The 22,416-nt window shown below is 71.7% G+C and carries 22 protein-coding genes and 1 tRNA gene; 10 read left to right on the top strand and 13 right to left on the bottom strand.

The genetic code is table 11. From position 1 onward, the window contains the following. Nucleotides 1-2: 2 nt before the first annotated feature. The 4 genes from AAH991_RS08155 to AAH991_RS08170 all read right to left on the bottom strand — a co-directional run bounded on the left by AAH991_RS08155 (nt 3) and on the right by AAH991_RS08170 (nt 4,794). Nucleotides 3-752, bottom strand: a complete 750-nt coding sequence (locus tag AAH991_RS08155) for a type II secretion system F family protein (RefSeq protein ID WP_346225156.1) — start codon at nt 750-752, stop codon at nt 3-5. Further along, nucleotides 749-1,927 carry a TadA family conjugal transfer-associated ATPase gene (locus AAH991_RS08160; protein WP_346225128.1) on the bottom strand — a complete coding sequence of 393 codons (1,179 nt, stop codon included), beginning with the start codon at nt 1,925-1,927 and terminating at the stop codon, nt 749-751. Before AAH991_RS08160 ends, AAH991_RS08155 begins: the two co-directional genes overlap by 4 nt. Further along, a complete protein-coding gene (gene ssd / locus AAH991_RS08165) occupies nt 1,924-3,009 on the bottom strand; it encodes a septum site-determining protein Ssd (protein ID WP_346225129.1) in 1,086 nt (361 codons plus the stop codon). The genes AAH991_RS08160 and ssd overlap by 4 nt, the downstream gene beginning before the upstream one ends. Before the next feature lie 1,008 nt (nt 3,010-4,017). Next, nucleotides 4,018-4,794, bottom strand: coding sequence for a Fic family protein (locus AAH991_RS08170; protein ID WP_346225130.1), 777 nt, complete (start codon nt 4,792-4,794; stop codon nt 4,018-4,020). Between the two features lie 260 nt (nt 4,795-5,054). Here AAH991_RS08170 and acs point away from each other — a divergent pair, with 260 nt between their 5' ends. From acs to AAH991_RS08190, 4 genes are all read left to right on the top strand, one after another. After that, nucleotides 5,055-7,031, top strand: a complete 1,977-nt coding sequence (acs, locus tag AAH991_RS08175; RefSeq protein ID WP_346225131.1) for an acetate--CoA ligase — start codon at nt 5,055-5,057, stop codon at nt 7,029-7,031. Nucleotides 7,032-7,285: 254 nt separating this feature from the next. Then, nucleotides 7,286-7,783 carry a phage holin family protein gene (locus AAH991_RS08180; RefSeq protein WP_346225132.1) on the top strand — a complete coding sequence of 166 codons (498 nt, stop codon included), beginning with the start codon at nt 7,286-7,288 and terminating at the stop codon, nt 7,781-7,783. After that, the gene (locus AAH991_RS08185) at nt 7,773-8,693 is read left to right on the top strand and encodes an alpha/beta fold hydrolase (protein WP_346225133.1); all 921 of its coding nucleotides are present in this window, start codon (nt 7,773-7,775) and stop codon (nt 8,691-8,693) included. Before AAH991_RS08180 ends, AAH991_RS08185 begins: the two co-directional genes overlap by 11 nt. A 295-nt stretch (nt 8,694-8,988) precedes the next feature. After that, nucleotides 8,989-9,375 carry a DUF309 domain-containing protein gene (locus AAH991_RS08190; protein ID WP_346225134.1) on the top strand — a complete coding sequence of 129 codons (387 nt, stop codon included), beginning with the start codon at nt 8,989-8,991 and terminating at the stop codon, nt 9,373-9,375. A 9-nt stretch (nt 9,376-9,384) separates the two neighbouring features. On the opposite strand, the gene AAH991_RS08195 is transcribed toward AAH991_RS08190, so the two are convergent. The 3 genes from AAH991_RS08195 to nth all read right to left on the bottom strand — a co-directional run bounded on the left by AAH991_RS08195 (nt 9,385) and on the right by nth (nt 12,141). Beyond that, complete coding sequence (locus AAH991_RS08195; RefSeq protein WP_346225135.1) at nt 9,385-10,575, bottom strand: MarP family serine protease; 1,191 nt, start codon at nt 10,573-10,575, stop codon at nt 9,385-9,387. Between the two features lie 88 nt (nt 10,576-10,663). Next, nucleotides 10,664-11,311, bottom strand: coding sequence for an NUDIX hydrolase (locus tag AAH991_RS08200; RefSeq protein ID WP_428833957.1), 648 nt, complete (start codon nt 11,309-11,311; stop codon nt 10,664-10,666). 92 nt (nt 11,312-11,403) lie between these two features. Further along, complete coding sequence (gene nth / locus AAH991_RS08205; RefSeq protein ID WP_346225137.1) at nt 11,404-12,141, bottom strand: endonuclease III; 738 nt, start codon at nt 12,139-12,141, stop codon at nt 11,404-11,406. A gap of 351 nt (nt 12,142-12,492) precedes the next feature. On the opposite strand from nth, the gene AAH991_RS08210 reads away from it, so the two are divergent. Next, on the top strand, nt 12,493-13,173 hold the full coding sequence (locus AAH991_RS08210) for a Crp/Fnr family transcriptional regulator (protein WP_169949820.1): 681 nt from the start codon (nt 12,493-12,495) through the stop codon (nt 13,171-13,173). Here AAH991_RS08210 and AAH991_RS08215 read toward each other — a convergent pair. From AAH991_RS08215 to sp36, 4 genes are all read right to left on the bottom strand, one after another. Beyond that, nucleotides 13,170-13,961, bottom strand: a complete 792-nt coding sequence (locus AAH991_RS08215; protein ID WP_346225138.1) for an MBL fold metallo-hydrolase — start codon at nt 13,959-13,961, stop codon at nt 13,170-13,172. The genes AAH991_RS08210 and AAH991_RS08215 overlap by 4 nt on opposite strands. Further along, nucleotides 13,958-14,782: an NUDIX hydrolase gene (locus AAH991_RS08220; protein WP_346225139.1), complete on the bottom strand. Its 825-nt coding sequence runs from the start codon at nt 14,780-14,782 to the stop codon at nt 13,958-13,960. Before AAH991_RS08220 ends, AAH991_RS08215 begins: the two co-directional genes overlap by 4 nt. A 97-nt stretch (nt 14,783-14,879) precedes the next feature. Then, entirely contained in the window at nt 14,880-15,341 is a 462-nt protein-coding gene (locus AAH991_RS08225; RefSeq protein ID WP_346225140.1) for a RidA family protein, read from the bottom strand. Beyond that, a complete protein-coding gene (gene sp36 / locus AAH991_RS08230; protein ID WP_076440089.1) occupies nt 15,341-15,493 on the bottom strand; it encodes a Sp36 family protein in 153 nt (50 codons plus the stop codon). Before sp36 ends, AAH991_RS08225 begins: the two co-directional genes overlap by 1 nt. A gap of 189 nt (nt 15,494-15,682) precedes the next feature. Here sp36 and bagA point away from each other — a divergent pair, with 189 nt between their 5' ends. Continuing rightward, the gene (bagA, locus tag AAH991_RS08235) at nt 15,683-16,723 is read left to right on the top strand and encodes an ATPase BagA (RefSeq protein WP_346225141.1); all 1,041 of its coding nucleotides are present in this window, start codon (nt 15,683-15,685) and stop codon (nt 16,721-16,723) included. Nucleotides 16,724-16,759: 36 nt separating this feature from the next. Continuing rightward, nucleotides 16,760-17,899, top strand: a complete 1,140-nt coding sequence (bagB, locus tag AAH991_RS08240; RefSeq protein ID WP_346225142.1) for an ATPase BagB — start codon at nt 16,760-16,762, stop codon at nt 17,897-17,899. Nucleotides 17,900-17,947: 48 nt separating this feature from the next. On the opposite strand, the gene AAH991_RS08245 is transcribed toward bagB, so the two are convergent. Beyond that, nucleotides 17,948-18,244, bottom strand: coding sequence for a WhiB family transcriptional regulator (locus tag AAH991_RS08245; RefSeq protein ID WP_030506755.1), 297 nt, complete (start codon nt 18,242-18,244; stop codon nt 17,948-17,950). 258 nt (nt 18,245-18,502) lie between these two features. On the opposite strand from AAH991_RS08245, the gene AAH991_RS08250 reads away from it, so the two are divergent. Continuing rightward, nucleotides 18,503-20,749, top strand: a complete 2,247-nt coding sequence (locus tag AAH991_RS08250) for a transglycosylase domain-containing protein (RefSeq protein ID WP_346225143.1) — start codon at nt 18,503-18,505, stop codon at nt 20,747-20,749. Nucleotides 20,750-20,835: 86 nt separating this feature from the next. Here the strand turns inward: AAH991_RS08250 and AAH991_RS08255 are convergent, their stop codons facing one another. Then, the gene (locus tag AAH991_RS08255; protein ID WP_346225144.1) at nt 20,836-21,291 is read right to left on the bottom strand and encodes a GatB/YqeY domain-containing protein; all 456 of its coding nucleotides are present in this window, start codon (nt 21,289-21,291) and stop codon (nt 20,836-20,838) included. Nucleotides 21,292-21,371: 80 nt separating this feature from the next. Between AAH991_RS08255 and AAH991_RS08260 the strand changes: the two genes are divergently transcribed. Both AAH991_RS08260 and AAH991_RS08265 read left to right on the top strand, forming a co-directional pair. Further along, entirely contained in the window at nt 21,372-22,304 is a 933-nt protein-coding gene (locus AAH991_RS08260; protein ID WP_346225145.1) for a metallophosphoesterase, read from the top strand. 35 nt (nt 22,305-22,339) lie between these two features. After that, a tRNA-Pro gene (locus tag AAH991_RS08265) sits at nt 22,340-22,416 on the top strand.

Here is a 22,416-nt window from a genome sequence, read left to right on the forward strand (position 1 = left end):
GCTCATCGGGGAGCGGATCCCGGCGGCTCTTCCGCCCGGGCCACGAGCCTGTGTGTCCACCAGACGCCGGCGGCGTCGAGGGTGAGCCCGACGACCAGGCAGGCCAACCCCGCCGGGCCGCCGAGCAGGAACGCCAGCGGATTCATCCCGAGGCCGGCGGCCATCAGCAGGCCGAGCACGGGCAGGCCCGCGAGCATCCGGGCGGTCGCCCGAGGTCCGGAAAGCTGTGCGGCCACCTCCTCCCGGTGGGCCTGCGCCTCCCGCAGGGACACGCTCACCCGCTCCACCAGCGCGGTCAGGCCGCCGCCCACGGCTACGCTGACCCGCCAGCACGCGGCCAGCCTGACCAGGCCTTCACCACCACGGGCGGGTGCGGCGTTCGACAGGGCCGCGGCGACATCGCCGCCGTCCCGGGCGGCGGCGACCACAGGGGCGAGCGCGGAGGGGTCCGGCAGGCCGACCGAGGAGACCGCCCGCGCGAGGGCGTCGCCGGGAGGCCTGCCCGCCGACAGCTCGGCGGCCAGGCTCTGGCACAGCTCGATGGACGCCGCACGCCAGGCCGCCGCCGTCGCACCGGGTCGTGGACGGCGAGTGAGGGCCGCCAAGAACCTGCGCAGGTCCCTTGCCCGCCTCGTTCCGGTGAGCGACGCGAGCCGCGTCGTCCCGGAATCCGGCCCGGCCCACACCCAGGTGGCGAGGGCGGCGGCGAGCACCGCGACCAGCCCCAGGACAGGCCCGTCCGGCAGCGTCATGAGGGCCACGACCCGGCGCACCGTTCTCGCAGCACGTCGAAGGACGGGCCTCGGCTCGTCCTGCCGTGCGGGTCGAAGGTCACGGCCGGAAGCGCCGTCACCAGGCCGGACGGGCCGCGTTCGAGCACGCAGATCTCCGCCACGCGACGACGTCCGCCGCCGGCGTCCCGCACGAGGTGGATGACGAGGTCGAGCGCGGCGGCGATCTGGCTGTGCACCGCCTCCCTCGACAGGCCCGCGGCGCAGGCCAGGGCCTCCAGCCGCGCGGGCACGTCGGCGGCGTTGTTGGCGTGCAGCGTCCCGCAGCCCCCCTCGTGGCCCGTGTTGAGCGCCGCCAGGAGGTCGACGACCTCCGCTCCCCGCACTTCGCCCACCACCAGGCGGTCGGGCCGCATCCGGAGGGCCTGCCGTACGAGATCGCGCAGCCCGACCCCGCCCGCGCCCTCCAGGTTCGGCGGCCGGGCCTCGAGCCGTACGACGTGAGGGTGCGGGGGTTGCAGCTCGGCGGAGTCCTCGACCAGCAGCAGGCGCTCCGCCGGGCCCGCGAGGGAGAGCATGGCGCTCAACATCGTCGTCTTGCCGGTGCCGGTTCCCCCGGTGACCAGGAACGCCAGCCGTGCCGCCATGATCGCGCGTAGCACGGCGGCGCCGTCCTCCGCGGCGAGTTCCTCCACCGTGAACGCCCGGCGCGAGGGCAGCCGCAGGGACAGGCAGGTCCCCTCCGCCGCGATGGGCGGGAGCACCGCGTGCAGGCGCACGCCGCCGGCGAGCCGGGCATCCACATAGGGGCAGGCGTCGTCGAGGCGACGTCCGGCCGACGCGGCCAGACGCTGGGCGAGCCTGCGGACCTCGTCGTCTCCGGGGAAGGTCACGTTCGTCCTGCGCAGGCCGTCCCCATCGTCCACCCACACCTCGCGCGGCCCGTTGACCAGGACGTCCGTGACGCCCGGCTCGGCCAGCAGGGTCTCGAGGGGGCCCGCGCCGATGAGATGGGCGCGCAGCGTGCGTGCGACGGCCAGGATCTCGGCGTCGCCGAGCACGGCACGCTCCGCGCGCAGGGCCGTCGCCACCTGGGCCGCGGTGGGAGCGGCGCCGGTCTGCGACAGCCGTACGCGGACCGCCTCGACGAGATCCGCGCCGACGCCGGGAACGGTCACCGGGCCTTCTCGGGTCATGGGCCGTCCGCCCCGATGGAGGGCCGGCCCGTCCTGCCGGTCGGGAAGCCGCCCAGCAGGGCCTCGAGCAGCTCCCCGCAGAAGCGGCCCAGCGGGGAACGGCGCAGCGGCGGCGGATCGCCCCGATCCAGCGTCTCCACGAGCCCGCGCACCTCCGGCAGCACGCCCGCGCACGGGACCGACAGAGAGGCCGCGACGACCTCCGGGTCGAGCGTTCCCGCGCGCATCACCAGGCGCAGGTCGCCGGTCCCCGGCCGGAGCAGCGCCACCGTCTGGGCCGTCGCGAGCGCTCCCCGCAGATCCGCGGGAACGACGACGATCGTCGCGGCGGCCCTGGCGAGGGCCTCCGCCTCGCCTTCGCCGGCATGCCTCGGCAGGTCGACCACGACCAGGTCGCAGCCGCGCCGCGCGGCGTCGAGCACGACGCGCATCGCCTCCCGGGGGATCCGCACCGGCTCGCCGCGGTGCGCCGACAACACGGTCAGTTCGCCGAAGGTGGGCAGCGCCTCCTGCAGGGCGGCGAAGCTCACCCTGCCCTCCCTTCCGACGACGTCGGGCCAGCGGGCGCCCAGGGCCTCCTCCTGGCCGAGCAGCACGTCGATGCCTCCGCCGAGCGGATCGGCGTCGACGAGGAGCGTTCGGAGCCCGGCGCGGGACGCCGTCAACGCCAGGGACGCCGCGAGGACGCTCGCACCGGCGCCTCCCTTCCCCGCGGCGACGCACACGACCGTGCCCGCCCTGGTCGCGGGTTCGGCCGCGTCGCCGAACTCCTCCACGAGAAGCCGCTCGGCCTCGGGCAACTCCAGCACGGTGTGCGCCCCGACGGCGACGCACCTGCGCCACATGTCGGGGTCGTCGGCCGTCCGCGTCACGACGACCACGTTCCGCCGGGCCGGCGGACTCGTGGCGGCGAGCTCGTCCGCCAGGTCACCGCCGACCACGACCAGCGGCGCCCGGGGCCAGTACGGCCTGGCGTGGGCGGCCGCGTGGGCCACGTCGAGCTCGACGCCCGCGGCGGCGGCGATGCGGAGCAGATCGTCGAGGAGTTCCTGGTCGTCGGTTATGGCCAATGGGCGTGGCATCGGTGTCTCCCTGTCGTCCGGGACGACTCGGCGTTCGGGAGGACCACAATGCGAGCGACCGCCACCGGGCCGGGGCGGCGAACCACGTTCTGTGGACGAGACTCCGCCTGTGGACAAGACCGAGCGGTTCGCTCTGATCGGCAAAGCCCGCCATAAGATCAAGAAAAGGGGCGACCCCCGCCGGGGGGGATAGCGGGGGTCGCCGTAGCGGTCCGGCTCTGGGGGGGTAGAGCCGGTCCCGTATTACAAGAAAGCTTTAAACAAGAGACCGGGGCATGGCAAGGGTCCGTCACCCCCGGGACGCTCGCCGTTCCGAATCAGAGACACACCGTATGCTGCCTGATCACGAGAGGGACGTCGAGAACCCTGTCGAATCTGAGTAAAACTTTTTCCAAAAGTCAGTGTGGCATGTCGACAGGCGCGGTCGCAACGGGTGAGAACGACAACCACGGGGAGTCACCCACCGCATCCGCCATACCGACATACGGCATCAATGGTGACAAAGGTATAGGAATGACGCAGGTGACTCGCTAAAGCTCTTGGAACCGGGGGTTTTCATCCCGGGGGAACGGACGTAAAAAGGGATTACGGACCTGCGGGTCCGCGTACGGCATCGGGTACCCACGCGCGACCAGCCGCGGGAGGCGTGTCGAGACGGGCTTGACCCGCTCCGACAATTTCAGGTGCACGCTTGGTAACCCGGTGACACGTACTGGCGGCGGCGTCCCACACCAGGGACGCCGTCTGCTTTGTCCACACACCCGCAGGCACACCCCGCACATCGGCGCCCGCACCCGCACCCGCACCCGCGCCCGCACCGAGCCTGCACGTCATCACGGCCGCCCACGGTGCCCGTCCGCGAGCGGCGCCCGCGCCCGGTCGTCTCCACACGCGGCCGCGCGAGTCGTCCCACCGCTGCCCACCGTCGGCTCCGCACGCGGCCGCGCACGTCGCCGCCGACGCTGCGCACGGGTGCCCACGCCCCTGCCGTAGCCGGCGGCGGGCGCGTCAGCGGGACATGGCCTCGCAGATCGCCGTCGTCTCGCGCACGCCGTGGACGACCGCCGAGGCACAGTGCCGCACCCACGTGCCGACGCCCTCGCCCGTGCCCTTCAGGTACGCCCTGAGGCCTTCGGCGTACGCGTCACCGAGGGCGGCGTGGCCCACCTCCACTACGGCCAGCGACTTGGGGTCCAGACCGAGGTCGACCAGCGTGAGCCGTTCTGCGGCCCGGGCGACCAGGCCGTCGGCCACGCCGAAGGGACGCAGCACCGCCAGCTCCGCGTGCACGATCGCGGCGAGCACGAGGGCGGGCGCCGTTGCGGAGGCCGTGACCAGCCCGGCGAGGGCCGACATGCGCGCCGCGGTCTCCTCCGGTCCGGGCGCCGGGCCGAGCCCGAGCGGATCGGCGGTCGTGGGCTCGGTGCGCGGCCTGCCGGGCTCGGCGGTCAGGCCTGCCGCCGCGAGCGCGTGCAGCCGGGCGAGCACCTGGCGTGGCGCCGACCGCCACGTGGGGGCCAGCCGGCCGAGTTCGGCCGAGGCGCGCAGCGCGCCCTGCACGACGGGGTCGGTCACCTCGCCCATGCGCAGCGGCTCGAGCGGCACGTCCACACCCTCGATCGCGGCGGAGGCACGCGCGCCGCGCAGGGCCGACTCGGCCGACACCTCAGGACTGCGCCGGCGCAGGATCCGGTGACGGTAGAGCCGGTCGACGGCCTCGCGGGCCTCCTGTACGGCCTCGGGCACGCCGGGCAGCCCGGCGATGACGGCCAGGGGATCGCTCACAGCCCCCGACCATACCCGCCGGTAGAACGTCGTTCGCCGAGGAGGTGCGGCCGTTCACCGCACAACGGCGACACCGGTCTCGGCGGCCTCCTCGCCTGCGGCTAAGTTTGCAGGCCAAAGGCCGGTAACCGGACAAAACGCCCCCACCCCGATTACTTGTACTTGACACCGCTCGCCTGGTGAAGTGGGACACGACATACCCCTGCTTGGCCGAGGCGGCCGAACGAGAGACAACCTTTTAGACGCTGAAGGAGCACGGAGTGGCCACCGAGACCCCCGGTCAGGAAACCCAGGAGACGCTGTCGAACCTGCTGAGCGAGACGCGCCGGTTCGAGCCCCCGGCGGACCTGGCGTCGGCCGCGAACGTCACGGCGGACGCCTACGAGGAGGCCGCCCGGGACCGGCTCGCCTTCTGGGAGCGCGCCGCGGAGCGGCTGACGTGGGCGGAGCGCTGGGACACCACGCTGGAGTGGGAGCCGCCCTTCGCCAAGTGGTTCGTCGGCGGCAAGCTCAACGTCGCCTACAACTGCGTCGACCGCCACGTGGAGGCCGGCCGCGGCGACAAGGTCGCCTACTACTGGGAGGGCGAGCCCGAGGGCGACAGCCGTACGATCACCTACGCCGACCTGCAGAAGGAGGTCGCGAAGGCGGCCAACGCGCTGCAGGAGCTGGGGGTGCGCAAGGGCGACCGGGTCGCGGTCTACATGCCGATGATCCCCGAGCTGCCGATCACCCTGCTGGCCTGCGCCCGGATCGGCGCGATCCACTCGGTGGTCTTCGGCGGTTTCTCCGCCTCCGCCCTGAAGAGCCGCATCCACGACGCGGACGCCAAGGTCGTCGTCACGGCCGACGGCGGCTTCCGCCGCGGCGCGCCGAGCGCGCTCAAGCCGACGGTCGACGAGGCGGTCGCCGAGTGCCCCGGTGTCGAGCGCGTCCTCGTGGTGCGCAGGACCGGCCAGGACGTCGCGTGGAGCGACCGGGACGTCTGGTGGCACGACCTCGTGGACCGCCAGCCGGCCGAGCACGAGCCCGTGCCGCACGACGCCGAGGACCCGCTGTACATCCTCTACACCAGCGGCACGACCGGGAAGCCCAAGGGCATCCTGCACACCACCGGCGGCTACCTCACCCAGGTCGCCTGGACCCACGACGCGGTCTTCGACCTCAAGCCCGAGACCGACATCTACTGGTGCACGGCCGACATCGGCTGGGTCACCGGGCACTCCTACATCGTGTACGGCCCGCTCGCCAACGGCGCGACCAGCGTGATCTACGAGGGCACCCCGGACACCCCGCACCGCGGCCGCTTCTGGGAGATCGTGCAGAAGTACAAGGTCACGATCCTTTACACCGCCCCCACCGCGATCCGTACGTTCATGAAGTGGGGCGACGACATCCCGGCGAAGTACGACATGTCGTCCCTGCGGGTGCTCGGGTCGGTCGGCGAGCCGATCAACCCCGAGGCGTACGTCTGGTACCGCGAGCACATCGGCGCCGGCCGCTGCCCCGTCGTGGACACGTGGTGGCAGACGGAGACGGGCGGCATCATGATCAGCCCGCTTCCCGGCGTCACGGCCGCCAAGCCCGGCGCCGCCATGCAGCCGCTGCCCGGCATCGCGGCCGACGTGGTCGACGACCAGGGCAACTCGGTGCCGAACGGCGGCGGCGGCTTCCTCGTGGTCCGCGAGCCGTGGCCGGCCATGCTCCGGACCATCTGGGGCGACGACAAGCGCTACGTCGACACCTACTGGTCGCGGTTCGAGGGGATGTACTTCCCCGGCGACGGCGCCAAGCGCGACGAGGACGGCGACCTGTGGCTGCTCGGCCGGGTGGACGACGTCATGCTCGTCTCCGGGCACAACATCTCCACGACCGAGGTCGAGAGCGCGCTGGTCAGCCACCCGAAGGTGGCCGAGGCGGCCGTCGTGGGCGCCACCGACCCGCTGACCGGCCAGGCCATCGTGGCCTTCGTGATCCTGCGCGGCAGCGCTGAGGAGAGCGACGACATCGCCGCCGAGCTGCGCGCCCACGTGGCCAAGACGCTCGGCCCGATCGCCAAGCCGCGGCAGATCCTGGTCGTGCCCGAGCTGCCGAAGACCCGCTCCGGCAAGATCATGCGCCGGCTGCTGCGCGACGTGGCGGAGAACCGCTCCCTCGGCGACGTCACCACGCTGACCGACAGCTCGGTCATGAACCTGATCGCGGAGAAGCTGCCCAGCGCCAAGAGCGACGACTGATCGCGAGCCGCCCGATCTCTTGAGGAAGGCGTGGACGTACGGCGTCCGCGCCTTCCTCGTCTCCGCCCACGCCACGGGTTCGGGCGTAACGGGGAGCGGGCAGATCGCCTGGGGCGTCATATTCCGCCCGTCTGTGGGCAGGTCCCCGCCTGTGCGGCCTCCGGACTGCGGTCATCCACAGGCGAAGGGCTTCGCGTGCACATGCGCGGACGGGCACGAGATGATGTTTGATAGTCGCAGATAGGAGATCGCTCATGCCCGAGGACGAATCGCTCGGTGCGCTGGTCGCCCAGGCGAGCCATCACATCTCGACCCTCGTACGGTCGGAGATCGAGCTGGCGAAGGCCGAGCTCAAGTTCGACGCGAAGCGGGTCGGGATGGCCGCCGGGCTGTTCGGCGCCGCGGCCTTCATCGGGCACCTGTGCCTGATCCTGGCCTCCTTCGCGATCGCGTACGCCCTCGTGGCCGTGGGGCTGGCCACCTGGCTCGCGTTCACGATCGTCACCGTGTTCTACCTCCTGATGGCCGGGTTGCTGATCTTCATCGGCTACCGGCGGCTCAAGGGGCTGACCGGCATGAAGCGCACCAGGCGGAGCCTGCGCGGCCTCGGGGGCCCGGAGGAGGCCGAGGAGCTGCCGGAGCAGGTTCCGGCCGCTGCGCCGCGGCCCGCGGCCCCGGCGCCGCCGCCGTACACCGGCCCGACCGCCGGGCAGGTGGGCGCCCACCGGGAGTCCGTGAGCGATGCCGGTTGACGAGACGCTGATCGAGGTCGACGGCCCCTGGACGCACCGGACGGTGCACGCGGGCGGCGTGCGGTTCCACGTTGCCGAGGCCGGAGACGGGCCGCTCGTCCTGCTGCTGCATGGGTTCCCCCAGTTCTGGTGGACCTGGCGGCACCAGCTCACGGCGCTGGCCGCGGCCGGTTACCGCGCCGTCGCCGTCGACCTGCGCGGATACGGCACCAGCGACAAGCCGCCGCGCGGATACGACCTGCCCACCCTGGCCGTGGACGCGGCGGGCCTGGTGCGCGCACTCGGCGAGACGAGCGCCGTCGTGGTGGGCCACGACTGGGGTGGTCTGCTGGGCTGGACGATGGGCGTCCTCGACCCGAAGGTGGTGCGGCGGCTGGTCGCGGTGTCGGCGCCGCACCCGCTGCGCCTGCGCGCCGCGCTGTTCACCGATCCGCTGGGGCAGCTCAAGGCCAGCCGCTACGCCCTGGGGTTCCAGCTGCCCTTCCTGCCCGAGCGGAAGCTGACCCGCAAGGGCGGCGCGGCGGTGGGCCGGCTCGTCCAGAAGTGGGCCGGGCCGCAGTGGCCGGGCGACGGCGTGACACACGTGTACCGGGAGGCGATGCGCATCCCGGCGGTCGCCCACTGCGCGCTGGAGTACTACCGCTGGTTCGCCCGCTCCCAGATCCGCCCGGACGGCTTCCGCTACGCCCGGCAGATGCGCGCCGAGATCGAGGCGCCGACCCTGCAACTGCACGGGGCGCTCGACCCGTGCGTCCTGCCGCGCACCGCGCAGGGCTCCAGCAGGTTCGTCGCCGCGCCGTACCGATGGCGGCTGATCGAGGGCGCCGGGCATTTCCCGCACGAGGAGCGGCCCGAGCAGTTCAACGCCGAGCTCATCTCCTGGCTCTCCGACCCCGAACCCGACCGCTGAGACGCCGGACGGCGCCCCGCCCCCCGCAGCCGTCCTCCCCCGCAGCCATGACCGGCTGCCGGATCGACACCCGTGATCTTGTAGAAGATAGTAGAAATGTGCCCTGAAGTGGCCCAACTTCCTGGTTGATCTAGGATGCTCCAGGAGATCGCCGGCGCTTCGGCCGCCCTGAACCGCCCACGCGCCCTGCGGAGAGATCATGCGTGACCGTGACGAAGCGGGCCGCCCCCGCAATGCACGTCCTCGCGACGAGTACGGCAGGCCGCTCCCCAGAGGCACCGAGGGAGTACCCAGGGTGCCGGACGACTACGCCCCCGCCGCCGGGGAGGCGCTGGAGGAGGCCAGGAAGCTGCTCGCCGCGGGCCGGCCGTTCCACGCCCACGAGGTGCTGGAGGCCCGCTGGAAGACCGGCCCGGCCGAGGAGCGCGAGCTGTGGCAGGGGCTCGCGCAGATATGCGTCGGCCTCACGCACATCCAGCGCGGCAACCTCGCCGGCGCCGCCGCCCTGCTGACCCGTGGATCCGCCCGGCTGGGCGCGTACGGCTCGACCCGGCCCTACGGACTCGACCTGCGGGCCCTGGCCGTGGAGGCCGACGCGATCACGGCCGTCCTCGACGAGGGGAACGCCGACGCCGGCTCCGCCGTCTCCGCCATCCTCGCCCGCCTGACCCCCGGCGAATAGCCCGGCGCGTCAGTCGCAGTCCTGCGTGCCTACACGGACCACGGCGGCGCTACCGTCCTTCGCGTCGGGCATGACCTCCTCCGCCGTGAGGGCGAAGCCCGTCTCCGGCTGGTCCGTCGCGGCGGCGAAGATCACTCCGAGCACGCGGCCCTCCGGACTCAGCAGTGGCCCGCCCGAGTTGCCGGGCTGGACCTTGCCCCTGATGGCATAGACCTCGCGCTCCACCTTGCGCTGGTTGTAGATGTCGTACGACTCGGCGCGCTGCTTGACCCTGACGCGCGCGGCGCGCGGTGTGAAGGGTTGTCCCTTCGGGTACCCGGCGATGATCGCGCTGTCGCCCTTCTCGGCGGTCATGTCGAAGCGCAGCGCGCCGATCGGGAGGTCCTGGACGAACAGCACCGCGATGTCGCGCTCGGGGTTGTACAGCACGACCCGGGCGTCGTACTGGTTGCCGTCGTAGTCGGTCACCCGCAGCCCCTCCGTGACGCCGGCGACGACGTGGGCGTTGGTCATGATCCGCTGCCGGGCGTAGACGAACCCGGTCCCCTCGATGCGCTTGCGGCAGCTCGGTGCGGTGCCCTGCACCTTGACGATCGCCCTGCGGGCCCGGACGAGGGCGGGACTGCCGTTGATCAGGCTCTGGTCCGGCGGCGGCACGTTCTGGCCGCCGATGGAGGTGATGACCTGCGGCCACTCCGAGGTGCTGACGAAGTCCCTGAATTGCTTCTGCAGCGCTCCCACGCCGTCCGGGATGGCGTCGTCGACGCTCTGCCAGATCACCGAGCCGTTGATCTGGTCCTTGACCAGCGGCTGACCGATGCTCATCGAGACCATCAGGGAGCCGATCAACCAGGCGATGGCCAGAACCGACAGGCCGCTGGCGACCGAGCCGCCGAAGGCGTCGACCGCCTTGGCTGGCTCCCACGTGACGTGGCTACGGGCCATGGCGCCGATGGTGGAGGACGCGAACTGCCCGACGGTGGCCGTCAGGAAGACGATGACGATGGCTAACAGGGCCCGCTCGATGTCGCCGCTGACGATCGCTCCCGCCAGGGGTGGCGCGATGAACAACCCCAGGATGGCGCCGCCGACGAATCCGATGAAGCTGAAGGCCCCGATGATGAAGCCCTGCCGGTAGCCCGACACCGCGAAGGCCACCACCAGGCCGATCAGGATGAGATCCAGAAGATCGCCGCGCACAGTTTCCACGGTATAGGCACGCCAGTCGTCGTGTGCGGGCGTCTGCCGGGTCTCGTCGCCATACGCGGCGTACGAGCACTCCGCCGGCTCAGCCCCGCGCGGCCAGGTTGACGACCTCGGGAGGAAGATCCTCGACACGTGAGCGGTCCCAGGGGCGCTCGAAGCCGGCCGCCGTGAGCACGCCGTCCAGCACCCCGGCGGTGAAGCCCCACACGAGCAGGCCGCGTACGCGGAACGCCACGGAGGGGGCGATGCCGCGCGGGTGACGCAGCCGCAGCCGGTTGGCCGGGTCGACCAGCTCCGCGACCGGGACCCGCTCGACGGCCTCGACCTCGTCGGGAGACGCGGCGTGCACGGCGCAGGGCGTGTGCCACCAGGCGAGCACGGGCGTCACCCGGTTGTCGCTGCGCCATACGTAGAGCTCCGGCATTGTCCCGACGACCTCGACGCCGGCGGGGTCGAGTCCGGTCTCCTCCTGCGCCTCCCGCAGCGCGGCGCCGATCGGGCCGTCGTCCCCGGGATCGACGCCGCCGCCGGGGAACGCGGGCTGGCCGGCGTGCACGCGGCCCTTCGAACTGCGCTGGATGAGCAGGATGTCGGGGCCTTCCGGCCCCTCGCCGAACAGCAACAGCACCGCGGCCGAGCGGCCGGAGCCGTTCGCCGGCGGCCGCAACGCGGTGGGGACAGGGCTGTGCGCTGCCTTCGCGGCCAGCTCCGTCAGCCAAGCGGGAGCCACGACCACCTCCACATCGTCACACGGGGCACAAGCAGGCCCAGGCGTGCCGTACAACCACGGAAGAACGTCCGAGCTTCCCGATCACCGCGGATTCACGAGAACGGGCCCGGACGCACCAGCTTGCGCGCCTCGTCCGGGTCGGTGGGGCCGGTGCCGTACGACGGGCAGAGCGCGGCGAGGGGGCACACGCCGCAGGCGGGCTTGCGCGCGTGGCAGATGCGGCGGCCGTGCCAGATCAGCCGATGTGACAGCATCGTCCATTCGGACTTGGGAATCAGCTCGCCGACCTCGTGCTCGATCTTCACCGGATCGGTCTCGGCCGTCCAGGCGAAGCGCCTGGTCAGCCGCTGGAAGTGCGTGTCGACGGTGATGCCGGGGACGTCGAAGGCGTTGCCGAGCACGACGTTCGCGGTCTTGCGGCCTACGCCGGGGAGCTTGACCAGGTCGGCCAGCTTGCCCGGAACCTCCCCCTTGTGGTGTTCACAAAGGGCCTGCGCCATCCCGATGATGCTGTTGGCCTTCGCCCGGAAGAAGCCGGTCGACTTGATGATCTCCTCGAGTTCGGCCCGATCGGCACCGGCGTAGTCGGCCGCGGTCCGGTACTTCGCGAAGAGCACCGGCGTGACCATGTTGACTCTCTTGTCCGTGCACTGCGCCGAGAGGATCGTGGCGACCAGCAGCTCCAGAGGGTTGCCGAAGTCGAGTTCGCAATGGGCGTCGGGGTAGGTCTCGGCCAGAATCCGGTTGATCCGCCGCGCCCGCCGCACCAGCCCCAGGCGGGTCTCGGCCTGGCGCTGACGCCGTCGGGGAGCGGCCGTGTTCGTCGCCATGCCGCAAGCGTAGGGCCTCGGACGACCGCCCATCCCACGGTCCGCCGCGACGGGAACCTTGTCACACATGCCACATATGCGGCCTGTATTTGCCAATTTGTCCCTACGCTGCGCAATACACTGAGCCCGTAGGGGGACGTCCGGCCGCCCGAGCCGGTCGAGCGCGCAATGGGCGTAAGGATAGGTTTCCGCCAAGATTGTGTTGTTTCGCCAGGCACCACGCACACGACTGCGAGCCGGGATCGACGCCATGCCACGCAACGGGACACCCCGTAATGCGTCGCGGAAGGCGTGGGTCACAATGGCTAGCACGGAGCCGGCGACCGAGCGCGCCCGCAGCAAGGAGGCACCGTGAGCACCGAGGAAGTACTGAGCAAGGCGCCGCTGTTCTCCGCGCTCGACCGCGAGAGCGCCGCGGCTCTGCGTGCGAGCATCACCGAGGTGGAGCTGCCCAAGGGCCGCACCCTCTTCAGTGAGAACGAGACGGGCGACCGGCTCTACGTCGTGCTCGAGGGCAAGATCAAGCTGGCGCGCACCGCCCCCGACGGCCGGGAGAACCTGCTGAGCGTGCTCGGCCCCGGCGAGATGTTCGGCGAGCTGTCGCTGTTCGACCCGCGGCCGCGTACGGCCTCGGCGATCGCGCTGACCGACGTGCGCCTGGCGGGGCTGGGCCACGACGACCTGCGGCCGTGGCTGACCGGCCGGCCCGAGGTCGCCCTCCACCTGCTGCGTGCCCTGGCCCAGCGGCTGCGCCGTACGAACGACGTGCTCGCGGACCTCGTCTTCACCGACGTCCCGGGGCGTGTCGCCAAGCAGCTCCTCGACCTGGCCGACCGTTTCGGGCAGAAGACCGACGACGGCATCCGGGTGCACCACGACCTCACCCAGGAGGAGCTCGCCCAGCTCGTGGGCGCCTCACGGGAGACGGTCAACAAGGCCCTGGCCGACTTCGCCCAGCGCGGCTGGCTGCGCATCGAGGCCAAGGCCGTGGTGATCATGGACAGGGAGCGGCTCTACAACCGCTCGCGCTAAAGGTTCTTCAGGTAGTCGAGCTGGGCCGCCACCGACATCTCGGCGGCCGGCCACAGCGTCCTGTCCACCTCGGCGTAGACCATCTCGACGATCTCGCGGGCGTCTCTCGCGCCGTTGCGGATCGCCTCGCGGATCTGCTCCAGCCGCTCACGCCGGTGGGCGATGTACGCGTCGAGCACCCCGGACGGGTCGGGCAGCACGGGCCCGTGGCCGGGCAGCAGCGCCGCGGCCTCCAGCATCTCGGCCCCCTGCCGCAGCCTGTCGAGGCTGCGCAGGTAGTCGCCGAGGTTCCCGTCGGGGGCGATCACGGTCGTGCCCCGGCCGAGGACGGTGTCGCCGGTGAGCATGGCCCGGTCGCCGGGCAGCCAGAAGCACAGCGAGTCGAACGAGTGGCCCGGCGTGCCGACGACCCGCACCTCCACGTCGCCGGCCGTGACGACGTCGCCGTCGCCCAGGCCCTCCTCGCCCAGACGGTGCCGGGGGTCGAGCGCCCGCACCGGCGCGCCCAGCATCCGCGCGAGCGTCCCCGCGCCCTCGCTGTGGTCGGAGTGGCCGTGCGTCAGCAGGACGGCGGTCACCCGGCGGCCGTCCACCCGCTCGGCGACCCGCCGCAGGTGGGCCTCGTCGTCGGGGCCGGGGTCGACGACCAGCACGGCCCGCTCCCCGCCGACGATCCACGTGTTGGTGCCGTCGAGGGTCATCGGCGACGGATTGGGCGCCAGCACGTTCACGGCGCTCGCCGTGCCCGCGCCGTCCGGTCCCTCCACGGGGATGCGCAGCCCGCTCACTCGCCCGTCTCTCCTGTCTCGGGGAACATCAGCACCATCCGCCCGTCCACCTCGGCGGGTTCCGGCAGGACGGTCGTGATCGACCGGGGGCAGGCGAGCACGTCGCCGGCCGACTCGAACGCCGCCATCTCGGCCAGCGTCCGGAAGGTGGGCGGCAGCAGGTGCGCCGTGCCCGCCCTCGCGGCGGCCAGCGCGTCCCGCGGCCGCATCCAGGCGACCCCCGACGCCTCCCCGCCCACGTCACGCGTACGCTGCCCGGGGGGCAGGGCCGCCACGAAGAAGCGGGTGTCGAAGCGCCGGGGCTCCACGACCGGCGTGATCCAGTGCGCCCACGCCTTGAGCAGGTCGGACCTGAGCACGAGACCGCGCCGGTCGAGGAACTCGGCGAACGACAGCGTGCGCGCGATCAGCGCGAGGCGGTCGGCCTCCCAGCCGGGTCCGGTGGTGTCCGTCACCACCGCGTCCGGGCCGGGCCCGGCCAGGAGCACGCCCGACTCCTCGAACGTCTCGCGAACGGCGGCGCAGACGAGGCCCCGGGCCGTGCTCTCGTCGGCCCGGAAGACCTCGCCCCACTCGGCGGGCGAGGGGCCCGCCCAGGCCACGGCGTGATCGGCGTCCCGCGGGTCGACCGACCCGCCGGGGAACACGTAGGCGCCGGCGGCGAAGGCCATCGTGGCCGTGCGCCTGAGGAGGTACACCTCCAGGGGATCATCACGCAGCAGCACCACCGTGGCCGCGTCCCGGGCGGGGACGGGGGCCAGGCGGCCGGCGAGGATCTCCCGCGCCCGCTCGCCGACCTCGCCGGGCAGCGGAAACCCCATGAGGCCCTCCAGAACAACCATCGGTTCAACCGGCCCCATGCTCCCCCACGCCTTCGCGAGACCGCAAACCCCGGTTCCGGTGAGCCGGACGGACCCGTCAGCGGACCTCCGCGATGACCTCCACCTCGACCGGGGCGTCGAGCGGGAGGACGGCCACGCCGACCGCGCTCCGCGCGTGCCTGCCCGCCTCGCCGAACACCTCGCCGAGCAGTTCGCTGGCGCCGTTCACGACCTGCGGCTGCCCGGTGAAGCCGGGAGCGCTCGCGACGAACCCGACCACCTTCACGATCCGCACGACCTGCGACAGGTCGCCCACCAGGGCCTTGATGGCCGCCAGGGCGTTGACGGCGCAGATGCGCGCCTGTTCCTTGGCCTCCTCGGCCGACACCTCCGCGCCGACCTTGCCGGTGACGCCCAGCTCGCCCTTCACGAGCGGGAGCTGGCCGGAGGTGTAGACGTGGTCGCCCGTCCGTACGGCGGGCACGTACGCGGCCAGCGGGGGCACGACCTCGGGCAGCGTGAGCCCGAGCTCGGCGAGGCGCTCCTCCGGGGTCGCCATCACTTGGGCCGCTTCATGTAGGCGACCAACTGCTCCGGGTTGGGCCCCGGGATGACCGAGACGAGCTCCCACCCGTCTTCGCCCCAATTGTCCAGAATCTGCTTCGTCGCGTGCGTGAGCAGCGGCACGGTGACGTATTCCCACTTGGTCATGGCCAAAGGCTATCGAGGCGGGGCGTGCCCCGGGGTGCTCAGGAACGCGGTTCGGGCGGGAGCCCCGTTGGCGAACCCTTACCCGATCGGTCGCGGCGGGGGACGACCCCCGCGTATCGGCAGGTAACCCTTGGGTAGCCTTCCTCACGTGGGCGATTGCAGCAGGCACGCCGACGCGGAGGAGGCACGGTGAGTCAGCCGACCGGCGGTCGCGCCGGAAGCAACGGGGAGGCCCGTGACACCGACTGGGACGGCGTGCGCCTGCACGTGGTGAGCGGCAAGGGCGGCACCGGGAAGACCACGGTGGCCGCCGCGCTCGCGCTCGCCCTGGCGGCGGGCGGGCGCAAGGTGCTGCTCGTCGAGGTCGAGGGACGGCAGGGCATCGCCCAGGCGTTCGACCTGCCGCCGCTGCCGTACGAGGAGCGCAAGATCGCCGTCGCGCCCGGCGGCGGCGACGTGTACGCGCTGGCCGTCGACCCCGAAGAGGCGATGCTCGAATACCTCGAGATGTTCTACGGCATCAAGCGCGTGGGCAAGGCGCTGACCCGCATGGGCGTGGTCGACTTCGCCACGACCATCGCCCCCGGCCTGCGGGACGTCCTGGTCACCGGCAAGACCAGCGAGGCCGTACGGCGCCGCGACAAGCAGGGCCGGAGGGTGTACGACGCGGTGGTCATGGACGCGCCCCCGACCGGCCGCATCGCCCGCTTCCTGAACGTGACGCAGGAGGTCGCCGGGCTGGCCCGGGTCGGGCCCATCAAGAACCACGCCGACCTCGTACGGGGCGTCCTCGCCTCCCCGGAGACGGCGGTCCACTTCGTGACGCTGCTCGAGGAGATGCCCGTTCAGGAGACGCTGGACGGCATCGAGGAGCTGCGCTCGACCGGGCTTCCGGTCGGTGGCGTGTTCGTCAACATGGTGCGCCCCGCCGGGCTGCCCGAGGGCGTGCTGGAGGCGGCCGGCCAGGGCAGGTTCGACTCCGCCGAGCTCGCGCTCGGCCTCAAGGCGGCCGGGCTGACGGATGCCACGGCCGACGCGTCCGCGGTCGCCGAGGCGCTCGCCCGGGAGGTGACCGAGCACGCCCTGCGGACCGAGCTGGAGAAGCGGGAGCGCGTCACGCTGGAGGAGGCCGGCGCGCCGCGCTACGACCTGCCGCTGCTGCCCGACGGCGCCGACCTGGCCGGGCTCTACGAACTGGCCGACGCCCTGCGCGCCCAGGGTGTGGCGTGAACGACCGTATCGAGTGCATCGACGAGAGGCTGAGCTGTGACCAGGACGGCGCCCGCGCTGGACATCGACGCGATCTTGGATGATCCGGACACCCGGATCATCGTGTGCTGCGGCTCGGGCGGTGTCGGCAAGACCACGACGGCCGCGGCCCTCGGGCTGCGCGCCGCCGAGCGGGGCCGCTCGGTGGTCGTCCTGACCGTGGACCCCGCCAGGCGGCTCGCCCAGGCGATGGGCCTGACCGAGCTCGACAACACCCCTAGACGGGTCCACGGGGTGGACGGCGCCGGAGAGGCCGGCGGCGAGCTGCACGCGATGATGCTCGACATGAAGCGGACCTTCGACGAGATCATCGAGGCCCACGCCGACCCCGAGCGGGCCCGGCAGATCCTGACGAACCCCTTCTACCAGTCGTTGTCGTCCAGCTTCTCCGGCACGCAGGAGTACATGGCCATGGAGAAGCTGGGCCAGCTGCGCCGCTCGGACGAGTGGGACCTGATCGTGGTGGACACCCCGCCGTCGCGGTCGGCGCTCGATTTCCTCGACGCCCCCGAGCGTCTCGGGCGGTTCCTCGACGGCAGGCTGATCCGCATCCTCACGGCACCGGCCAAGGCCGGCGGACGCAGCGCGTTCAAGCTGCTCAACGCCGGCTTCGGGATGGTCGCGGGCATCCTGACCAAGGTCATCGGGGCCCAGGTGCTGCGGGACATCCAGATGTTCGTCACCGCGCTCGACGCGGTGTTCGGCGGCTTCCGGCAGCGCGCCGAACAGACGTACCGGCTGCTCCAGGCACCCGGCACCGCGTTCGTCGTCGTCGCCGCGCCGGAGCGCGACGCGATGCGCGAGGCGTCCTACTTCGTGGAGCGGCTGGCCGACGAGCGCATGCCGCTGGCCGGGCTCGTCGTCAACCGCGTGCACCGTCCGCTGGCGCCGTCGCTGTCGGCGGCGCGCAGCTCCGCCGCCGCCGAGGAGCTCGACGCCAGGGGCGAGCACGAGCTGACCGCCGCCGTGCTGCGGCTGCACGCCGGAAGGATGCAGCTCGCCGCCCGGGAGCGGCGCCAGCAGGAACACTTCACCTCGGCCCATCCGACGGTGCCCATCGCACAGGTGCCCGCGATGCCCGAGGACGTGCACGATCTGGCGGGACTGCGCCAGATCGGGCAACTCCTCGCGTCCTGAGGACATGTCGTCCGGCGTCCCGCTCCCCAGCGGGACGCCGCGCCGGGGTCAGCCGGCGATCAGCTCGTTCGTCCGCTCGTACTCTTCCTTGGCGGACTCCAGCAGGTCTCGCCAGGACTCCACGTCCGGCCTGCGCCTCAGCAGCGCGCGCCGTTCCCTCTCCGTCATCCCGCCCCACACCCCGAACTCGATGCGGTTGTCCAGCGCATCGGCGAGGCATTCGGTACGGACGGGGCATCCACGGCAGATGAGCTTGGCCCGGTTCTGTGCGGCGCCTTGCACGAAGAGTGCGTCAGGATCCGCACCTCGGCAGGCGGCACGGGAGGTCCAATCCGTGATCCACATGTTCGACCCCACTCCCCTTAGGTGGTCAGTCGTCGTTTCGGCCGACGGGCGCGGGCGTCGGGCCTCCTGGTTGCAGTAGCCGCAGAGGAGAAAGTACGCAAGGAAACGATCGAACCGACATACCCCGGGGGGACCAAATTCGTGCATGGTCATGTCAGGCCATGTGGCCGGGAATGACTAGTCCCCCCCTCGCGGGGGTAATGCGGTTGCGTGAGGTCGATGCCGGGAGAGCCGCCAAACGGACGTACCCTTGGTTCCGTGCAAGCTCACGGCAAAACTCTGGCATCCCGGACAGGTGCGGCCCTGCGTCTTGTCGGCGCCGCGGGCGTCGCGGGAGTGCTGGCGGCGGCGATTGCACTACCCGCCGTCGGCGGGGCCGGCGTCACGGTCAAATCGAGCATCGAGACCCTGAGCCTCAAGCCGGCGGACCTCGACGAACCGCCGCTGCCCGAGAAGACGGTCCTGCTCGACGCGGACGGCAAGCAGATCGCCCAGTTCTACTTCGAGAACCGGGAATCGGTCTCGATGGACCGCATCGCGCCGATCATGCGTAAGGCGATCGTGGCGATCGAGGACTTCCGCTTCTACGAGCACGGCCCGCTCGACGTCGAGGGCACCACCCGTGCGCTCGTCAAGAACCTCACGACCGGTGGGGTGACCCAGGGCGGCTCGTCCATCACCCAGCAGTACGTGAAGCAGGTCCTGTTCAACAAGGCGGAGACCGACGAGGAGAAGGCCGCCGCCGTCGCGCCGACCGTCGGGCGCAAGCTCAACGAGATCCGCTACGCGATGTCGATGGAGCAGAAGTACAGCAAGGACGAGATCCTCAACCGGTATCTCAACATCGCCTACTTCGGCGCCAGCGCGTACGGCATCGAGGCGGCGTCCAAGCGGTTCTTCGGCAAGCACGCCTCCGAGCTGAACCTGGCCGAGTCCGCGACGCTGGCGGGAGCCGTACAGGACCCGAACGCCACCGACCCCAACCGGGGCAAGACGTTCCGGGACCGGCTGCTGGCCCGCCGCAACGTCGTGCTCGACCGCATGGCCGAGCTGAAGATCATCACTGAGGCCGAGCGCGACGCGGCCAAGAAGAAGAAGCTGGGGTGGAAGGACAAGGAGATCCCCGGCGGCTGCGAGGAGAGCGACTACCCGTACTTCTGCCTGTACGTGCGCAACGAGATCCTCAACGACCCGCAGTTCGGCAAGACCAAGAAGGCCCGTCAGGACTTCCTGGCCCGCGGTGGCCTGACGATCCGCACCACGCTGAACCGGAAGATGCAGAAGGCCGCCGAGACGGCGATCAAGAAGTACGTCCACCCGTCCGACAAGCCCGTCGCCTCCGAGGCTCTGGTCGAACCGGGCACGGGTGCCATCAGGGCGATGGCCGCCAGCCGGAAGTTCGGCACCAGCAAGAAGAAGAACGAGATGTCGATCAACGTCGTGGCGGACGCGCTGCACGGCGGCGGCGCGGGCTTCCAGGCCGGATCGACCTTCAAGGTGTTCACGCTGCTCACCGCCTTGAAGGAGGGCTGGAAGATCAACGACGGCATCAGCACCGGCGCGACCTTCCAGGCCAGCGGCCCCTCGGCCTTCAAGGACTGCGACGGCAACCTGGTCGGTGACCCCCGGGGCGTCCAGCACAACTCCGAGGGCGGCAGCGGCGGATTCCTGACCCTGCAGACCGGCACCCTGAAGTCGGTGAACACCTTCTTCATGGCCTTGGAGCAGAGGGTGGGGCTCTGCGACGTCGTGAAGACCGCCAAGGACTTCGGCATCAAGCGGGCCGACGGCGCGAAACTGCGCGAGTTCCAGACGTTCACGCTCGGCTTCAACGAGATGGATCCGGTGACCGTGGCCACCGCGTACGCCGCCATCGCGGCGCGCGGGAAGTACTGCAAGCCCATGGCGATCACGGAGATCACCGACCGCTACAACAAGGTGACCTCGTTCAAGCCGTCCTGCAAGCAGGCCATCGAGTCCGAGATCGCGGACGCCGCCACCTACATCATGTCGGGCGTGTTCACCAAGGGCACCATGTCGGGCGTCGGCGGCATCGGCCGGGACGCCGCCGGCAAGACCGGTACCGGTGACCAGTCGCGCACCGTCTGGTTCGCCGGGTTCACCCCCGACCTCGCGGGCGCGGTCAGCCTCGGCGACCCGCGCGGCCCGATGCGGTATCCGCTCCCCGGACAGGTGATGGCGGGCCGGACGTACGGCTCGGTATTCGGCGCCACCGTCCCCGGCCCGATCTGGAAGGCCACCTTCCTGACGGCGCTCAAGGGCATCGAGCCCTCGTCGTTCGTGAAGCCGGACATGTCGAGGTTCGGCGGCTGCGCCCACCAGTGCGCGCCTCCGCCGAAGCCGAAGTCCGACCGCGGCGGCGGCGACGGCCGTGGCGGCGGTCCCGGCGGCGACGGCCCCGGTGGCGGACGCGGCGGCGGCAACGGCCGCGGTCCTGGTGGCGGTTTCGGCGGTGGCGACTCGCCGTTCGACCCGTTCAACTGATTCCGTCCGATGGGCCGCTCCCTCGCCGGGGAGCGGCCCATCGGCGTCTCAGCGCCAGGACCGCCGCCGTCTCGGCGCCCGGACCGCTACGCGGACAGACGGGCGCGTACGGCCTGGGCGACGCGGCCGCCCTCGGCGCGGCCCGCGACCTTCGGGTTCAGGATCTTCATGACCTGGCCCATGGCCTTGGGGCCCTGCGCGCCGCTCTCCGCGATCGCCGCGTCGACGAGCGCGTTCAGCTCGTCGTCGCTCAACTGGGCGGGAAGGTACTCCTCCAGGACCGCCTGCTCGTCCAGCTCCGCCTGGGCCTGCTCGGCCCGCCCGGCGCCCGCGAACGCCTCGGAGGCCTCTCGGCGCTTCTTGGCCTCGCGGGTCAGCACCTTGATCACCTCGTCGTCGGAGAGCTCGCGCGCCTCCTTGCCCGCGACCTCCTCGACGTTGACGGCGGCCAGAGCCATCCGGATCGTCCGGACCCGTACCTCGTCACGGGCCTTCATCGAGGCCGCGAGGTCGGCCTTCAGCTTGTCCTTCAACGCACTCATGGGTCCATCTTGCCGTGCCCGGCCTCCGGTCTTCGCCAGGTTATGCGGGAGGCGGGCCGTACGTCGGGCATCATTGCTGTGTGAGGAAAGCAGCCGCGGTTCCCCTGTCCGTCCTCGGCCTCGGCGTCGCCGGTGTCGGTTACGCCGCCGTACTCGAGCGGAACTGGTTCCGGCTGCGCCGCTTCGACGTCCCCGTCCTGGCTCCGGGCCAGCGGCCGGTCCGTATCCTGCAGATCTCCGACCTGCATCTCACGCCCCGTCGCCATCGGCTGATCAAGTGGGTGCGGTCGCTGGCCGCGCTCGACCCCGATCTCGTCGTGAACACCGGCGACACGCTGGCGCACCCCGACGCCGTCGAGTCGTACATGTACGCCGTGGAGCCGCTGCTCGACCGGCCGGGCCTGTTCGTCTACGGCTCCAACGACCTCTACGCCCCCCGGCCGAAGAACCCCGCCCGCTATCTGTGGCGCACCTCCAAGGGGGACTCGCGGCAGCACGTGCCGAACCTGCCGTGGGAGGAGCTGGGCGCCGCGATGCGGGAGGCCGGCTGGCTGGACATGAACAACGCGACCGCCCGCCTCAAGGTGGCCGACCTCGACGTCCACGTGGGCGGCATCCACGACTCCCACATCGACCGGGACCGGTACGACGAGATCGCCGGCCAGGCTCCCGCCGACGCCGACCTGCGCCTCGGCGTCATGCACTCGCCCGAACCACGCAACATGTCGCGCTTCGCCGAGGACGGGTACCAGTTGCTGCTGGCCGGGCACACCCACGGCGGGCAGCTGTGCATTCCCTTCTACGGCGCCCTGGTGACCAACTGCGGCATCGACCGCGCCCGGGTCAAGGGACTGAGCAGGCACGAGAGCGCCTGGCTGCACGTCTCCGCCGGCCTCGGCACCTCGCCCTACGCGCCCGCGCGCTTCGCCTGCCCGCCCGAGGCGACCCTGCTGACGCTCGTTCCTCGCCGCCCCGTCGTGCCGGATGGCACAAGCAGCCGCAAAGTCCGCTAGACTTGCCGAGGCGCAGGACGAAAAGTCCAAGCGACCGGGGTGTAGCGCAGCTTGGCAGCGCGCTTCGTTCGGGACGAAGAGGCCGTGGGTTCAAATCCCGCCACCCCGACCA

This window comes from Microbispora sp. ZYX-F-249 (assembly GCF_039649665.1).
Classification (GTDB): Bacteria; Actinomycetota; Actinomycetes; order Streptosporangiales; family Streptosporangiaceae; genus Microbispora; species Microbispora maris.

Excerpts from the sequence above, each read along its gene's own strand:
- nth (WP_346225137.1), bottom strand. The coding sequence starts at position 12,141 with ATGGCGACGAACACGGCCGCTCCCCGACGGCGTCAGCGCCAGGCCGAG.
- ssd (WP_346225129.1), bottom strand. The coding sequence starts at position 3,009 with ATGCCACGCCCATTGGCCATAACCGACGACCAGGAACTCCTCGACGAT.
- AAH991_RS08255 (WP_346225144.1), bottom strand. The coding sequence starts at position 21,291 with ATGAGTGCGTTGAAGGACAAGCTGAAGGCCGACCTCGCGGCCTCGATG.
- AAH991_RS08220 (WP_346225139.1), bottom strand. The coding sequence starts at position 14,782 with ATGGGGTTTCCGCTGCCCGGCGAGGTCGGCGAGCGGGCGCGGGAGATC.
- sp36 (WP_076440089.1), bottom strand. The coding sequence starts at position 15,493 with ATGACCAAGTGGGAATACGTCACCGTGCCGCTGCTCACGCACGCGACG.
- AAH991_RS08160 (WP_346225128.1), bottom strand. The coding sequence starts at position 1,927 with ATGACCCGAGAAGGCCCGGTGACCGTTCCCGGCGTCGGCGCGGATCTC.
- AAH991_RS08185 (WP_346225133.1), top strand. The coding sequence starts at position 7,773 with ATGCCGGTTGACGAGACGCTGATCGAGGTCGACGGCCCCTGGACGCAC.
- AAH991_RS08245 (WP_030506755.1), bottom strand. The coding sequence starts at position 18,244 with ATGTGGATCACGGATTGGACCTCCCGTGCCGCCTGCCGAGGTGCGGAT.
- AAH991_RS08155 (WP_346225156.1), bottom strand. The coding sequence starts at position 752 with ATGACGCTGCCGGACGGGCCTGTCCTGGGGCTGGTCGCGGTGCTCGCC.
- AAH991_RS08225 (WP_346225140.1), bottom strand. The coding sequence starts at position 15,341 with ATGGCGACCCCGGAGGAGCGCCTCGCCGAGCTCGGGCTCACGCTGCCC.
- AAH991_RS08180 (WP_346225132.1), top strand. The coding sequence starts at position 7,286 with ATGCCCGAGGACGAATCGCTCGGTGCGCTGGTCGCCCAGGCGAGCCAT.